The organism is Streptomyces sp. NPDC045022 (genome assembly GCF_056432605.1).
Map to the genome: position 1 here is coordinate 138,673 of NZ_JBWKIR010000001.1, position 15,611 is coordinate 154,283.

Annotated in this window: 11 protein-coding genes and 1 pseudogene; 5 read left to right on the forward strand and 7 right to left on the reverse strand. The window is 74.6% G+C overall.

The genetic code is table 11. From position 1 onward, the window contains the following. Positions 1-99: 99 nt before the first annotated feature. Positions 100-1,776 carry a DNA alkylation response protein gene (locus AC07C1_RS00685; protein ID WP_478935975.1) on the reverse strand — a complete coding sequence of 559 codons (1,677 nt, stop codon included), beginning with the start codon at positions 1,774-1,776 and terminating at the stop codon, positions 100-102. A 63-nt stretch (positions 1,777-1,839) separates the two neighbouring features. On the opposite strand from AC07C1_RS00685, the gene AC07C1_RS00690 reads away from it, so the two are divergent. The 3 genes from AC07C1_RS00690 (at position 1,840) to AC07C1_RS00700 (ending at position 8,106) form a co-directional block, all read left to right on the forward strand. Further along, the gene (locus tag AC07C1_RS00690; RefSeq protein ID WP_478935976.1) at positions 1,840-2,598 is read left to right on the forward strand and encodes a PaaX family transcriptional regulator C-terminal domain-containing protein; all 759 of its coding nucleotides are present in this window, start codon (positions 1,840-1,842) and stop codon (positions 2,596-2,598) included. Positions 2,599-3,272: 674 nt separating this feature from the next. Then, positions 3,273-3,806 carry a hypothetical protein gene (locus tag AC07C1_RS00695; RefSeq protein ID WP_478935977.1) on the forward strand — a complete coding sequence of 178 codons (534 nt, stop codon included), beginning with the start codon at positions 3,273-3,275 and terminating at the stop codon, positions 3,804-3,806. A gap of 10 nt (positions 3,807-3,816) precedes the next feature. After that, entirely contained in the window at positions 3,817-8,106 is a 4,290-nt protein-coding gene (locus AC07C1_RS00700) for an HAD-IC family P-type ATPase (protein ID WP_478935978.1), read from the forward strand. A gap of 487 nt (positions 8,107-8,593) precedes the next feature. Here the strand turns inward: AC07C1_RS00700 and AC07C1_RS00705 are convergent, their stop codons facing one another. Then, the gene (locus AC07C1_RS00705) at positions 8,594-9,673 is read right to left on the reverse strand and encodes an NADH:flavin oxidoreductase/NADH oxidase (RefSeq protein WP_478935979.1); all 1,080 of its coding nucleotides are present in this window, start codon (positions 9,671-9,673) and stop codon (positions 8,594-8,596) included. Between the two features lie 131 nt (positions 9,674-9,804). On the opposite strand from AC07C1_RS00705, the gene AC07C1_RS00710 reads away from it, so the two are divergent. Next, the gene (locus AC07C1_RS00710) at positions 9,805-10,161 is read left to right on the forward strand and encodes an ArsR/SmtB family transcription factor (RefSeq protein ID WP_478935980.1); all 357 of its coding nucleotides are present in this window, start codon (positions 9,805-9,807) and stop codon (positions 10,159-10,161) included. A 65-nt stretch (positions 10,162-10,226) separates the two neighbouring features. Here the strand turns inward: AC07C1_RS00710 and AC07C1_RS00715 are convergent, their stop codons facing one another. Continuing rightward, a complete protein-coding gene (locus AC07C1_RS00715; RefSeq protein WP_478935981.1) occupies positions 10,227-11,654 on the reverse strand; it encodes an FAD-dependent oxidoreductase in 1,428 nt (475 codons plus the stop codon). A gap of 203 nt (positions 11,655-11,857) precedes the next feature. Here AC07C1_RS00715 and AC07C1_RS00720 point away from each other — a divergent pair. Continuing rightward, positions 11,858-12,130, forward strand: a pseudogene (locus AC07C1_RS00720) (DUF6214 family protein); the annotation flags it as partial. Positions 12,131-12,145: 15 nt separating this feature from the next. On the opposite strand, the gene AC07C1_RS00725 reads toward AC07C1_RS00720, so the two are convergent. The 4 genes from AC07C1_RS00725 to AC07C1_RS00740 form a co-directional block, all read right to left on the reverse strand. After that, on the reverse strand, positions 12,146-12,820 hold the full coding sequence (locus tag AC07C1_RS00725) for a TetR/AcrR family transcriptional regulator (protein WP_478935982.1): 675 nt from the start codon (positions 12,818-12,820) through the stop codon (positions 12,146-12,148). Positions 12,821-13,106: 286 nt separating this feature from the next. Continuing rightward, entirely contained in the window at positions 13,107-13,796 is a 690-nt protein-coding gene (locus tag AC07C1_RS00730) for an HAD family hydrolase (RefSeq protein ID WP_478935983.1), read from the reverse strand. A 10-nt stretch (positions 13,797-13,806) separates the two neighbouring features. Further along, on the reverse strand, positions 13,807-14,532 hold the full coding sequence (locus AC07C1_RS00735) for a phosphatase PAP2 family protein (protein WP_478935985.1): 726 nt from the start codon (positions 14,530-14,532) through the stop codon (positions 13,807-13,809). A gap of 70 nt (positions 14,533-14,602) precedes the next feature. Then, positions 14,603-15,538, reverse strand: a complete 936-nt coding sequence (locus AC07C1_RS00740) for a M56 family metallopeptidase (protein ID WP_478935986.1) — start codon at positions 15,536-15,538, stop codon at positions 14,603-14,605. Between the last annotated feature and the right edge of the window lie 73 nt (positions 15,539-15,611).

A 15,611-nucleotide genomic window follows, 5' to 3' on the forward strand; every position in this document is an offset into this window, starting at 1 on the left:
CGGCACCGACAACGGTACGGAACCGCACGCTGACTGTGTGCGATCCGTCGGCTGTGATCGGCCAGCGGCGCCGACCCGGGAAGGACGCCCGAAGAGGGATCAGTTCCGGTCGGGCAGGGCGCGCTCCAGGATCGCGTCGAGGCCGGTCCCGGAGGGCAGCGTGCCGAACGCGTGCCCCCAGTCGCCACCCAGCCGTGTCGCGCAGAAGGCGTCCGCGACCGGGGACGGGGCGTGCCGGACCAGCAGGGAGGCCTGGAGAGCGAGGGCCATCCGCTCCACCAGCCGGCGGGCGCCCGCCTGATCGGTCTCGGCCAACTGGTCCCTCAGCCCGGTCACGGCCGCGTCCAGGCGGGCGTCCGCCCCGCGTGCGAGGGCGAGTTCCGTGAACAGGGCCTCGGCGCTGTCCGGTTCCCGGCCGAGGGCGCGCAGCACGTCCAGCGCGTTGACGTTCCCGGAGCCTTCCCAGATCGACAGCAGCGGAGCCTCCCGGTAGTGCCGGGGCATGCCGGACTCCTCGACGTACCCGTTGCCGCCCAGGCACTCCAGGGCCTCGGCGGTGAACGCCGGACCCCGCTTGGTGACCCAGTACTTGCCCACCGCGGTCGCGATCCGCCGGAACGCCCGCTCACCCGCGTCCCCGCGCACCGCCCGGTCCGCCGCCCCGGCCAGCCGCAACGTCAGCGTCGTCGCCGCCTCCGACTCCAGCGCGAGGTCGGCCAGGACGTTGCGCATGAGCGGCTGGTCGACGAGGCGGGCCCCGAAGGCGCTGCGGTGCCGGGCGTGGTGGCCGGCCTCGACGAGCGTCTTGCGCATCAGGGTCGCCGTGGACATCACACAGTCCAGCCGGGTGCAGTTGACCATCTCGATGATGGTCTTCACACCGCGGCCCTCCGGACCCACCAGCCAGGCCACGGTCCGGTCGAACTCCGGCTCCGAGGAGGCGTTGGACCGGTTGCCGAGCTTGTCCTTCAGCCGCTGGATGCGGAAGGTGTTGCGGCTGCCGTCCGGCAGGATCCGCGGCACCAGGAAGCAGGACAGCCCGCCAGGGGCCTGCGCGAGCACCAGGAAGACATCGCACATCGGCGCCGACGTGAACCACTTGTGCCCGCGCAGCGTGTACACGCCGGGCTCGTCGGTGGGTGTGGCCGTGGTGGTGTTCGTCCGGACGTCGGAGCCGCCCTGCTTCTCGGTCATGCCCATCCCGGCGAGCAGCCCGGGCTTCTCGGCCGGCACGCGCAGTTCCGGGTCGTACTCCCGGCTGGTGAGCAGCGGCTCGTAGACCTTGGCCAGATCCGGTTGCGCCCGCAGCGCGGGCACGGCGGCGTACGTCATCGACGTCGGGCAGCCATGACCCGCCTCCGTGTGCCCCCAAACCAGCCCGCCCGCCGTACGGGCCACGTGCGCGCCGGGCCGCTCGTCCGCCCACGGGGCTCCGGCCAGGCCCTCGGCGACCGCCGTGCGCATCAGGTGGTGCCAGCTGGGGTGGAACTCCACCTCGTCGACGCGGTGGCCGTAGCGGTCGTGGGTGCGCAGGACCGGCTCGTACCGGTTCGCCTGATCGCCCCACTCCTGCGCCTCCGCGCTCCCGGCGCGGGCCCCGAGCCCGCGGATGTCGTCCTCGGCCCACCCGGCGCCCTCCCGGCGCAGCCCCTCCAGCAGGGCCCGGTCGTCGGAGGCGTCGTACGGGGCGAGGGGCGGCGCCTGGTTGGTGACGTCGTGCGTGGCGAACTGCGGCTGAGCCGGCGACTGCGCGGGAATCGAGACCATAGGAGTCATGTTGCACTCTTCTTGCGGTCGTAGCAATGATGCAACAAGGAGGCGCACGTACAGTACGTGCTCATGCGCATGAACGTGTCGGCGGAGCCGGACGCGGCCGGCCTGCGGCCGCTGTCCGCGCGATCGGTCGTGCTGAGCCTGCTCCTCGGCGCGCACCCGCCGGAACTGCCCGTGAAGGACCTGGTCCGGCTGGTGGAGCCCTTCGGTGTCGGCGGCTCCACCCTGCGGGCCGCGCTGAGCCGGATGGTGGCCGCCGGCGACCTGCGGCGCACGGACGCCGTCTATGGGCTCAGCGACCGGCTGCTGGCCCGTCAGCGCCGCCAGGACGACGCCGTGCACCCCGGCACGCGCGCGTGGGACGGCGACTGGGAGATGGTGGTGATCACGGCGACGGGTCGTGGCCCGGCCGAACGCGCCGAGCTGCGGGGCCGGTTGGCCGCCCTGCGCCTGGCCGAACTCCGCGAGGGTGTGTGGCTGCGGCCGGCCAACCTCGACCGCCCGCTGCCGGGCGAGCTGCACGCTGCGGCCCGGACGTACACCGCCCGCCCCGACGAGCCCTCGCGCGACCTGGTCGCCCGGCTCTGGCCGCTGGAGGGGTGGGCGGGCACCGCGCGTTCCCTGCTCGGCCGCGCGACCGCGGCCGAGCGGCCGGCCGACCGCCTCGCCGCCTACGCCGCCGCCGTACGCCACCTGCTCACCGACCCCGTGCTGCCACCCGCCCTCGTGCCCGCGGACTGGCCGGGCGAGGCCCTGCGCACGGCGTACGCCGGCTACCGACGGGAACTGGCCGCGACGCTCGGTTCCGGGGGCGCGGCGCCCTGACCGCACGGGCCGGTTCTGCCGATGGGTGTCCGCGGCCTCGACGCATTGGGGTGGGGGCCATGAAAGCGGCATCCGCCTCCCCGACGGCGGCTCGGGAAGGGCCGGTTCATGGAGGCGCGGGTTGCGAGGAGGCCTGGATCGGCGCCTCCGGGGGAAGCCGCCCGCGGGGGCGCCGGTGACGCCCCCGCGGGTCGGCCAGGACTCACTTGTACGTGATGTTCGAGGTGGCGTACTTGCAAGAGGTGCCGTTGGAATGATCTTCCCGCGAGGGTGGCGGCGGCGACCGTGATGGTGGTGCGTCGTTGTCGTTGCACGGGGCGCGTTCCTTCGAGTGGGGAAGGTTACGTACGTGAATGCTGTACGTCACGCGGAACGCAGCTGTGCTGCAGCGGCCGTAAGTGCCCCCTCTGTCGGGGCTCCTCGGTCACGTTGATGAACGTGACCGTAAAGGGTAAGCGCTTTCTAGTCACGGTTCCCGCACGGCTCGTGCCAAACGCCGGTCTGTGCCGTGGGGGCGCTCCGCAGGGCGCGGGACCATAGCGGGGCCAGATGGCGCCGGCGTGATCGGTGGCGGCCCCTGGGAAGAGCTGGTGTTTCCCGGTGGGATAAGTGGATGACCAGCGCGGCCGTGGGCACTCGGGGGGCACGGTAAGCGATCTCACCCGAGGAGAGTCATGGCTGAGCAGAAGTCGTCGTCGACGCTCACGGCGCCCCTGCGCGGCGCGGCCTCGGTACTGCGCAAGGTGCCCGGCGCCGGGACGGTGGGCAGGGCGGCGGAGGAAACCCTGGACAAGGTCGGCGCGGTGTCCCCCCGCGGCCGGCGCATGGCGGTGTACGCGGGGGCCGGGCTGCTCGGCGCCGCGGGTGTGGTGGAGTGGCCCGTCGCCCTGACCGGCGCCGCGGTGGCCTGGCTCACCCAGCCCCGGCCCGTGCACCCGGCGGAGGACGTCTCCACGCACCGTCCGGAACCCGCGCACGACCTCGGCACCGCGGCGCTCAGGTCCGGCCACGCGCCCGGGCGCGTGGCCGGGCACGACCCGGCGGCGGGGCCGCACACCGGCGCCGCGAAGGCGTCGGAAGGCGCCAAGCCGTCCGGTCCCGCCGAGGCGCCCCCGGCCGGGAAGCCGGCGCAGAGCACGGGGCCGGAGCCGAAGTCGTCCTCCGGTCCGCTCGGCCCGACGGCGCGGCCCGACCGCACCACGCTCTGAGGAGGGTCAAGTGCTCGGTCTGCTCACGGTGCCCTCCGCCGCCGCACGCCTGCTGCCCGCGGCGCCCAGGCTCCTCGCGCGGGCGGCGGCGCCGGCCGTCGGGGCGGCGGCAGCAGCCGCCGCCGGGACCGCACGCGCCGGGGTGCGCGGCGCCGACGCCGCCGTGCGGGTCGCGCGCGTGGCTCGCAACACGCTGCCCGGCGCCGGTGACCACTGGCGGGCCGGCGCCCGCGCGCACCTGGCCCTGCGGCCCGTGGAACACGACCGGGTGCGGCGCACGGGCGGCATGGCCCACCTGGCACGACGGGTGGCCGAGACCCTGGCGGAGCGGCCCGACGTGCTCGTCGCCTACTGGGACGAGGGGCTCGCGCGGCTGGTGGTGACCGCGGCCGGGGACGAGGCGGTCGACCAGGTCATGGAGCACGCGGCCGAGCTGGCCGAGCGGCACGGACTGGTCCTGTCCGCCGGGGACGTGGAGGAGACCACGCATCCCGCCGACCCGGCCGGGGTGCGCGCCGCCGTGACCACGCTCGCGGCCGACGGCGTGGGCATCGGTGTCGCACTCGGCGCGTACGCGATGCGCCTGCCGCCCTCACCCCGCATGGTGACCGCGATGGTGACGCTGCTTCGGGAGAACCCGCGCTTCCGTGACCGGCTGCGCGACCGGCTGGGCGCCGACCGGATGGACCTGGCGCTCGCCTGTGTGAACGCCGTCGTCCACGGCGCCGGCCAGACCCCCACCTCCCTCGTGCTCGACGGCGCCCTGCGAGCCTGCCAGGTGGTCGAGACGGTGGCCCGCGCCGCCGCCTTCGAAACGGTCCACGACCAGTTGTGCGCACCGGACCGGATCAGCCTCGCCGCGGGCGGCTCTCCTCGGCCGCCACTGCGCGAGTCCCCGGCCCAGGAGTACGCCTCGCACGCCTCCACGGGGAGCCTGCTGGGCGCCGCGGCCACCCTGCTGGTGAAGCACGACGCCGCCGAGGCGGCGGAGGCGGTGCTGGCCGGCTCGCCGAAGGCGGCCCGCTACGGCCCCGCCGCCTTCCACGCCCTGCTCAGCGCCGCGCTCGCCCGCGCCGGCGTGCTGGTCCGGGACCCTGACCGGTTGCGCCAGCTGGAGATGGCCGGCACCGTCGTCCTGCACTCCGGTGCGCTGTGCACCGAGGACGGCGAGGCCGACCCGTGGGCCGAGGCGGTGCTGGACGCCGCGCGCCGGGCCGGTCTCCGGGTCGTGATGGTGGACGACCCCGCGCTGGAGGACTTCACCGGGCTCGCCGACCAGGTGGTCGACGCCCGGCGGCCGCTGGACGACGTGGTGTACGAGGCGCGCGGCGACTCGGGTGTGGTGCTGACGGTCGCCCGCGTGCGCGGGGCCGAGGAGCACGACGTCCTGGCCGCCCTGCGCGCCAGTGACGTGGCCGTCGCCCTGACCGACCACGACGGCGCGGTCGTGTGGGGCGCGGACATCCTGGCGCTGCACGGCCTGCCCGATGTGTGGCGCGTGCTCACCGCGATCCCGGCCGCCCGCTCGGTCGGCCGGCGGTCCCAGACCCTGGCGCGTTCCGGTGCCGCGCTGTCCGGTCTCCTCGTGGCCGTCGGCGAGTCCGGGGGCGGACGCGGTCGCATCGCCGTGCTGCCGGGGCTCCGGCACGCACCCGTCGACGCGGGTGCCGCGACCGCTCTGCTGTCGGGGGCGCGGGCCGCGTTCGGTGTGGCGACGGCCCGCGCCCCGCACCCGCGTCCGCGTGTGCACTGGCACGAACTGGAGCCCGACGAGGCCCGTGAGCGGCTGGAGCACGAACCGGTCACCGAGAGCACTGCCCTTGAGGAGCTGACCGCCCGCGTCCGCAAAGCGACCGCCGGAGTCTCCCGGCACCCGGCCGTCGTACCCCTGCGCTGGACCTATGGGCTCGGCCGGGCCGTCCGCGGCGAACTCCATGACCCGCTCACCCCGGTCCTGGCCGTCGGCTCGGCGGCGTCGGCGATCCTCGGCTCGGTCATGGACGCCCTGCTCGTCGTCGGCGCCCTGGACCTGAACGCCCTGGTCGGCGGCATCCAGCGGCTGCGCGCCGAACGGGCGCTGTCCGGACTGGTCGCCGAGCAGAAGCAGAAGGCGCGCGTCGTGGCACCGGAGGACGAGGCACCGGCCGGCGGGACCCGCACCGTGGAGGCGGGCAAGCTCCAGCCGGGCGACGTGATCCAGCTCAAGGGGGACGACGTGGTGCCCGCCGACGCCCGCCTGCTGTGGCAGGACGGCCTGGAGGTCGACGAGTCCGCACTGACCGGTGAGTCGCTGCCGGTGGAGAAGCGCACGGGCTCGACCCCGCACGCCGCGGTCGCCGACCGGCGCTGCATGGTCTTCGAGGGCACGACCGTGGTGGCGGGGCAGGCGCACGCCGTCGTGGTCGACACCGGCGACCGCACCGAGGCCGCCCGCGCCGTCCACCTCGCCGCGCGTACGCCCCCGGCCGGCGGTGTGCAGGCCAGGCTGCAGGACCTCACCCGCAAGGCACTGCCGTTGACGCTCGGCGGCGGCGCCGCGGTCACCGGTCTGGCACTGCTGCGCGGCACCCCCATCCGCGAAGCGGTCAGCGGCGGCGTCGCGGTCGCCGTGGCGGCCGTCCCCGAGGGGCTGCCGCTGGTGGCCACGGTCGCGCAGCTGGCGGCAGCCCGGCGGCTGAGCCGTGGCGGTGTCCTCGTGCGCACCCCGCGCACGCTGGAGGCGCTGGGCCGCATGGACACCATCTGCTTCGACAAGACCGGCACCCTCACCGAGAACCGGCTGCGGCTCGTGCGCACCTCCGACGCCGACGGCACGGTCCGCGCGGTGGACGACGCCGGGTCCGCGGACACGATCCGGACCGCGGTGCGGGCCTGCCCGCAGCTCAACGGCGGATCCGACCGTCCGGTGCACGCCACCGACGAGGCCGTGCTGGCCGCGGCCGGGCCCGACCCCGACTGGACGCAGCTCGCGGACCTGCCGTTCGAGGCCGCGCGGGGATACGCCGCCGCCGTCGGCCGCACCGGGGACGGGCCGCCCGTACTCGTCGTCAAGGGCGCCCCGGAAACCGTGCTGCCCGCCTGCTCCGGCCTGCCGAAGCACGCCTCCGACGCCGCGCACGCGCTCGCCGGGGGCGGCCTGCGGGTCCTCGCGGTCGCGGAACGGCGGCTCGGCGCGGGCGAGAAGGAGTCCGACATCCTCGAACAGCCGCTGGCGGAACTCGAGTTCATAGGTCTGCTCGCACTGTCCGACGTGCCGCGCGACACCTCCACGGCTCTCGTGAACGGCCTCGACAAGGCAGGCGTACGACCGGTCATGCTCACCGGCGACCACCCGCAGACCGCGCGGGCCATCGCCGCGGACCTGGGCTGGCCCGAGGACACCGTGGTGGTCACCGGGGACGAACTGGCGGCGGCGGACCGGGCGGCCCGGGCCCGCATGCTGCGCGACGCGGGTGTGGTGGCCCGGGTGGCGCCCGAGCAGAAGCTCCAGGTCGTGGAGGCGCTGCGGGACGCGGGCCGGGTGGTCGGCATGGTCGGCGACGGGGCCAACGACGCCGCGGCCATCCGCGCCGCCGACATCGGTGTCGGCATCAACGCGCGGGGTTCGGCCGCGGCGCGCAACGCCGCCGACATCGTCCTCACCGACGACGACCTGACCGTCCTCATCGACGCGGTCGGCGAGGGGCGCGCCCTGTGGCACAGCGTGGCCGACGCCATCGCCATCCTGATCGGCGGCAACGCGGGAGAGGTCGGCTTCGGCATCCTCGGCACGCTGCTGTCCGGGCGGGCACCGCTGTCCACCCGGCAGATGCTGATGGTGAACCTGTTCACCGACCTCTTCCCGTCGATGGCGGTGGCGGTGACGGAGAAGGAGGGCGAGGCGGACCTGGCTCACGTGGAGGAGGCGGCCGGTGTGCTGGGTGAACCCCTGCTGCGGCAGATCCGGCACCGCGCCCTCACCACCTGCCTGGGCGCGCTCACGGCCTGGCTGATCGGCCGCTTCACCCCGGGCACCGCCCGCCGCTCCGGCACCATGGCCCTGTGTGGAGTGGTCGGCACCCAGCTCGCGCAGACCCTCCTCGACCGGCGCGACAGCCGCCTGGTGCAGGTCACCTCCCTGGGGTCCGCCGTGGCCCTGGTCGCCGTGGTGCAGACCCCGGGCGTCAGCCGCCTCTTCGGATGCACGCCGCTCGGCCCGGTCGCCTGGGCCGGAGTCGTTGCGGCGATCGCCCTGGCGCTGGCGGGGCAGCGGACCCTGCCCCGCCTCGAGGAGACCATCGGGCGGCTGCTGCCCACATGAACCGCCGGCCGTCCGGCCGTCCGGCCGTCCGGCGGTCCATGGGGGCAGGCCGCCGGACGGCCGGAGCCGACGCGACGGGCGGACGCACCGCCCGCCGCCGCCACGGCGCCGCCGGACCGACGGGGGGAGCGGGGCTCGGGCGCCCGCGCCCGGAGCTGGGTCCGGGCGCCCGTGGCGGGAAGCCGGGTTGGTCCCGGAGCCGTCTGGGCAGGGGAGTGCGGTTCGATGAGTGGGGCTCGAACCGATGCCGTGCGGCTGCGCCACTGGGCCGACGGGTCGGAAGCCGGGCCCCGGGGCCCGATCACCGCCGCCGGGCTCGGGTCCGGCTGCCACAGCGGAGCCGGGCTCGAATCGGGCACAGGGACGGGGCCCGCAACCGGGCGGGGACCGGGGGTACGGCGGAGAGCCGACCGTGGTCGGCCGGCCGGGCCCGGAATCCGCCGGGCCCGGGGCCGACGGGGCCCGCAACCGGCCGGGGCCGGCCGGTTCAGGCTGACCAGCTGTACTGGTTCGGCACCCTCACCTCGCCGCCCAGGTCCCGGGCCGCCTGCCGGGCCCAGGAGGGGTTGCGCAGCAGTTCCCGGCCCAGGAACACCGCGTCGGCCTCACCGTTCGCGATGATCTTCTGGGCCTGCTCGGCCTCGGTGACCAGGCCGACGGCGCCGACGGGCAGCGACGTCTCGGCCTTCACGCGGGCGGCGAACGGAACCTGGTAGCCGGGCCGGGTCGGGATGCTCACGCCGGAGGCGTTGCCGCCGGTGGAGACGTCGAGGAGATCGACGCCGTGGGCGTGCAGGTCACGGGCGAAGCGGACCGTGTCCTTAGTGGTCCAGCCGCCGTCCTGGAGCCAGTCGGTGGCCGAGATGCGGAAGAACACCGGCTTGTCCTGCGGCCACACCTCCCGCACCGCGTCGACGACCTCGAGGGCGAACCGCGTGCGGTTCTCGTACGAGCCGCCGTAGGCGTCGGTGCGGTGGTTGGAGTGCGGGGAGAGGAACTCGTTGACGAGGTAGCCGTGGGCGCCGTGGACCTCGGCGATCTCGAAGCCGGCGGCCAGCGCCCGGCGGGCAGCGGCCGCGAACTGCGCGACGACTTCCCTGATCTGATCAACAGTCAGCTCTGTCGGAACGGGGTGGCGCTCGTCGAAGGGCACCGGGCTCGGGGCGACCGGCTGCCAGCCGTGGGCCTCCGGCCCGACCGGCGCGCCGCCCCGCCACGGCTGGTCCGTGGAGGCCTTGCGGCCGCCGTGCGCGAGCTGGATCGCGGGCACCGAGCCCTGGGCGACGAGGAAGCGCGTGATCCGGCGGAAGGCCTCCACCTGTGTGTCGTTCCACAGGCCGAGATCCTGGGGGGAGATCCGGCCCTCCGGAGAGACCGCGGTCGCCTCGACCATGATCAGCCCGGTGCCACCCGTGGCGCGCGCAGCGTAGTGCGCGAAGTGCCAGTCGTGCGGGGCGCCGGTCAGCGGGCCCTCCGGCTCGGCCGAGTACTGGCACATCGGCGACATCCACACCCGGTTCGGGATGGTCAGTTCGCGCAGGGTGATGGGCTCGAAGAGCGTGCTCACGACGGACTCCGTTCGTCAGGGGACCGGTGGTCGACTCGTACGATATCCCTCGTACTACGAGACATGTCAAACTACGATGCCTCTCGTACAATGCTCGTAGCCGAAGGAATCCCCGACGAAGGGCAGCCGCCGTGACCGACACCGCCACCCCCGGCCGTGCGCTGCCGCACCCGGACCGGGAGGAGATCCGGCTGGAGGCCGTGCTGCACGCGCTCTCGGATCCGATGCGGCTGCGGATCGTGCGCGAACTCGCCGCCGAAGAAGTCGAGTTGTCCTGCTCGCACTTCGACCTGCCGGTGACCAAGTCCACCACCACGCACCACTTCCGGGTGCTGCGGGAGAGCGGCGTCATCCGGCAGGTCTACCGGGGCACGGCCAAGATGAACGCCCTGCGGCGGGACGATCTGGACGGCCTCTTCCCGGGGCTGCTCGACAGCCTTCTCGCCGCCGCCGGCCACCAGTCCCTCCGCCTCGGCGACGGAACCTGAGCGTTGACCCGCCCGCGCCGCCTGAGCCTTGGCCGGCTCGCATCGACGGCGGTCGAGGAGACGGTTCAGCCCGATCGCGGACCGGCACCCTGGCCGCTCGGACTTCCTGGCGACGAGGCCTGAGCCGATCGTGCCGCTCCGAGCAGGGCGTCCCAGTCGGCCAGCTTGACCACACCCCGCCCCAGGCTCGCTCCCAGCGCGGCCTCGGCCCGTTCGATCGACAGCCACTCGCTCCAGGAGACGGGGTCGACGCCCGTCGCCCGGAGCGCCGCCACCGGATCCGCCGGAACGTCCTCGCGGGCCAGCGCGGGCGCGTCGGCGAGCAGGGAGAGCACCGTCTCCTTCGCGCAGGGCCGGTTGGTGCCGATGACCCCCGTCGGACCGCGCTTGATCCACCCGGCGACGTACTCACCGGGGGAGGGGGCGCCGTCGCGTACGACCCGCCCCGCCACGTTCGGCACCGTGCCGGTCGACGCATCGAACGGCAGGCCGTGCAGCGGCACTCCGCGATAGCCGACCGACCGCAGCACCAACTGGGCGGGCACGTCCTCGAAACGGCCCGTGCCCGTCACGCCGCCGCGCCCGTCCGGCACCGTCCGTTCGAAGCGCACCGCGCTCACCCGGCCGCCCTCGAGCCCTCGGCCGCCCTCGAGCAGGGAGGTACCCCCATCCGCGAGGAGTTCGACGGGCCGCAGGAAGAACCGCAGACGGATCCGCCGGTCGGCCGGCGCCGGGGGCCGCTCCGCCCAGCCGCGCAGCACCTCCACGTTACGGCGCTGGACGGCAGGCAGTGCTCCGGGATCGACCGGATCGAGCGCCAACTCGCCGGGATCCACGGTCACTTCGGTGCCGGGCAGGCAGCCCAGCTCGCGCAGCTCCTTCGTGGTGAAGCGGGCCTGCGCCGGACCGCGCCGCCCCACCATGTGCACCTCGCTGACCCCGCTCGCCGTCAGCGTGTCCAGGGCCGCCTGCGGGATGTCCGTCGGACGCAGCTCTGCGGCCCCCCGGACCAGCATCCGCGTGACGTCCACCGCGACATTGCCCACCCCGATGACCACCGCCGAACGCACCCCGCGCAGGAAGTCCGCGTCGGCCGCGTCCGGATGCGCGCTGTACCAGGACACGAACTCGGTCGCCGACCAGCTGCCCGGCAAGTCCTCACCCGGGATGCCGAGCCGGCGGTCGGTGGCGGCGCCCACGCAGTACACCACCGCGTGGTACAGCTCCCGCAGCCGCTCCACCGGCAGGCCACCGGGACCGCCCACCCGGATCCCGCCGAGGAACCGCACCCGCTCGTGCTCCAGCACCGTCCGCAGGCTGCCCTGCAGGGACTTGATCTTCTCGTGGTCCGGGGCGACGCCGTAGCGGACCAGGCCGTACGGGCACGGCAACCGGTCCAGGACGTCGACGTGCACCCCGGAGTCCAGCTGGACGAGACTCTGGGCGGTGTAACACCCGCTCGGCCCGGAACCGACGACGGCGACTCGCAGCACAGCGGTGCTCCTTGCCCGAAGGAGGGTGGTGTGCGGACGACTCCAGCATGGCACCGCCGGGCCCGCGACGGCAGGGGCCGCCGGGGTGACCCGGACGCGTGTCTATTCGTATGAGTGTGATCATGACCCAGCCGGCCCTGTCCGCGCCGTCCACCCTGTCCCTCGCCGACCCGACGATGCCGACGGGCTGAATCGGGGAACCGCTGGTCGAGGCATTCGGAGCGGGGCCTAGGGGTCGTACGAAGGTGGCGGCCACGAGCGCCGGGAAGGGCGCGGACGGCAAGCCGGGGCGAGCGGGCGGGCGCCTTCGTGCGGGGCCGCGCCGCGGCCGGCCGGCCGGGCCGCGCGGCATCGAGGTCCGCCGGCTCCTCGCGCTGAGGTACCGCGCGGCGCAGCGGCAGGGCGTCGACCAGGTGCTCGCCGTGATGAGCGCGACCGGGCACGGCCGTCACGGGCGCACCCTCCCCCTCAGGGCCGCTCGGCGGAACCCGTCAGGGGTGGCCCGGGCGTTCCTCCGTCGCGAAGAACCGGGACAGATCCTCGGCCTGTCGCCGTGCCCCCGCCTCCGTGTCGCTCTCCGGCGGTACGCCCAGTCCCCAGTCGAGCCCGTAGCGCTGGAACAGTTCGGCCCGCAGTGCCGGGACGGGCATCGGCGCCCCCGGCACCAGTGCCGCGTACACCGCGCCCATCAGCAGGGCCCGCAGCATCGGATAGTCGGCCGAGACGTGCTGGGAGCCGTACCGGGCGACGGTGTCGCTGAGCAGCTCCGACAGCCGCCGCTGCTCCGGGCACTGTACGAAGCCCTCGCCCTGGAGCAGCCCCGCCATGTGCTGGCGCATGAGCACGGGCCGGTCCCGGGCCAGGCCCAGAATCGCGTCCATGGCCCGGGCCAGCCGCTCCCGGCCGTCCTCGGTGCACGGCTCCCGCTCCAGCGCCTCCTCCAGTGTGCGGTGCATCAGCCGGTGCACGGCCGACTGCACCAACTGACGCTTGCCGGGGAAGTAGTACGACACCAGCCCGCGCGCCGAACCGGCGCGGTCCGCGATGTCGCCCAGTGTCGTGGCCTCGAACCCGTGCTCGCCGACCAGTTCCACGGCGGCTTGCAACAGCCGCTCCCGGGAACGCCGCCGCAACTCTTCATTGACCGAGGCGCTGCGCGGGGACATCCTGTAACTCCTGCGTTGACTGGCTGCCAGCCAACTATACTCACCGCAGGAGGCACCGCTCTGGGCGGAGCCGACCGAGAGCTGCCGTCCGTCTGGGGCGACGCGGGGGATCGTCTCAGGCGGACGGCGCGGGGCCGGCGGGCAACTGCGAGCGCCCGCAGGGCTACTCGTCCTGCTCGCCGTCGCCGTCGAGCAGAGCGTACTTTTCCAGCGGCGTGAACGACTTGGGCGTACCACCCGGCTGCGGCTTGCCCGCCTGTGACCAGCGCCCGCCTGTGACCAGCGCTCACCCCACCAGGTCCAGCACCGGCAGCAGCGCGTCGGGCCGATGCGCCACCGGCAGGTGGTCCACGAAGTGCACACGGCAGCCGAGCGCGGCCGCGCCGCCGTCCGCAGGCCTGCTGTCGCCGACCATCAGCGCCTGCCGCGGATCGACGTTCAGCGCCTCGCAGGCGATCGAGAACAGCCGCGGGTCCGGTTTCTGCACACCGTGCTCGTACGACAGCACGTAGGCGTCCACATAGGTGTCGAGCCCGTGCTCGCGGAACACGCATCGCAGGTCCCAGCCGATGTTGCTGACCACCCCCACCCCGATCCCACGCTCGCGCAAGGTGCGCAGCACTTCGGCGGTGTCCGGGTACGGGGACCAGGCGGCGGGGGACTTGTGCCGCTCGTACAGAGCGTCGTGGAGCCCCGGGTCGGGCAGTGGCACCCGCCGGGACAGGCCCGTGTAGGCGGCCCGGTGCAGTTCCGCGCTCTTGTCGCGCGCCGCCCACACACCGGCCAGGTCCGCCGGCAGCTCCACCGGCTCCGCACCCCCCGGCAGAGCCCCGGCCGCCTCCAACGCCTTTGCCATCGCGGCGAGTTCAGGCTCGGGCAGGACGACTCCGGTCTCGTCCAGCACCCCGCGCAGCCAGGACTCGGTGGACTCGATGCGGAACAGTGTCCCGGAGAAGTCGAACAGCACGGCAGTCATGCGCCGGACCTTACCCGGGCCGGTGTCCGGGCAGTTCCGCGCGGCCGGCCCGCCGCCACTCGTACACCACCACGGCCAGCGCCGCGGTCAGCGCCCCGAACAGCCAGCCGCCGAGCACATCCGAGGGCCAGTGCACGCCCAGCCACACCCGGGTCACGCCCACGCCCACCACCGAGACCAGCGCCGCCGCCACGGCCGTACGCCACAGGACGCGGCTCGCGCCGAGGCGGTGCAGGAGCCACAGCAGCAGCCCGCAGACCACAGTGGCCGTCATCGCGTGGCCGGAGGGGAAGGCCGCGTAATGGGCGGAGTCGACGGGGTCCCGCCAGACCGGTCGGGGCCGGTCGACGACGGTCTTCAGGGACTGTTGCACGATCGCCGCGAAGGCACAGGTGACCGCCAGCCACCCCGCCGTCCACCAGGCCGCCCGCCGCCACACCAGCCATACCGCCGCTGCCGCGCAGGTCAGGCGCATGGTCAGCGGATCCCAGACCCAGTCCGTCAACACCCTGAAGACGTGGGTGACCTCGCGGTCGTGCACCGCCCAGCGGTGGCTGGTCCGGGAGATGCCGCCGTCCACGGTGAGCAGCGGGTGCCACCGGACGGCGACGAGGATCAGGAGCAGTAGGGAACAGGCGCCGAGGGCGGCGGCCACGAGAGCCGCGGCGCGGAGCGCGTGGGGAGCGTGGGGAGCGTGCGGACGGGGTGGCGGGGACGCGGCGGGCCGATGGTGCATGCCGCGATCTTCGCCGACCGGATGGCCCCGGGGCCAGCACGAGGGTGCCATCACCGCTCGAGGGGCGGCGTCAGCCCAGTGCTCGCAGTGCCGGGACCAGGGCCACCAGCACCGGAACCACCGGTACCAACGCGGCGGCCGCCGTCAGCCGCAGTCGGCGCAGTGCGGGCAGCCGGTCCGGCGGGGTCAGCAGCCGGTGCACGCGCTGCGGCACATGCGCGTGTGGAGTCGGACAGGGCCCGAACACGCCCCGTTCCTCGTTGAGTTCGACCAGCGCGAGCGCGGTCGTCAGCCGGCCGAAGCGCCGGGAGGCCATGTCGTCGGCGGCCAGCTCGACGAGGCGGTGCATCTCGCCGCGGAACGCGGCGAAGACCGGAACCTGCGGGAATCCGGCGGCGAGCGCCGCCGAGCAGTGCAGCAGCCAGTCGTGCCGGGCCCGCGCGTGTCCCTGCTCATGGGCGAGCAGCGCGTGCAGTTGGCGTTCTTCCAGGCGGCGCAGCGCGGCCGTGGTGATGACCAGCCGGGGTGCCGCACCGGGCAGCCACCAGGCATCGGGTCGCTCGCCCTCCAGCACCACCAGCCGTCCGCCCGTCGGCTCCTCGCCCGGCAACAGAGGTGCGCGCACCAGGAGTTCGTCCCGTCGACCGCGCCGCCGGGCGCGCGCCCGTACGACCTCGCGCACGAGCATCGCGAGGCTCCACAGGCCGCCCGAGGCGAGCAGCACGGCGGTTGGCGCCGCCCATGGACCGGCGGCGCCGAGGGCGTACGCGTCCGCGACCCCGCGCGGAGCCGGGGCGAACACGTGCCCGCGCACCGCCCGCCAGGCCGCGGCGGCGCTGAGTGTCATCGACAGCGCGCAGCACAGCAGTACGGCGGCCACGACGCACTGCCACAGCCAGAGCGCGACGACCGGTTCACGATCCGGCCAGTCGGCCCGGGCGAGCAGCCGCGGGGCGCCGACGGCGGTCAGGGCACCGAGCAGCAGCAGGGTCACGGGGACCATCATGGTCAGCACCCTATGAGCGCGAAGCCGCTCAGGGGTACGGTCCGCGGTGCCTAAGTGACGCAAGCAACGCCTG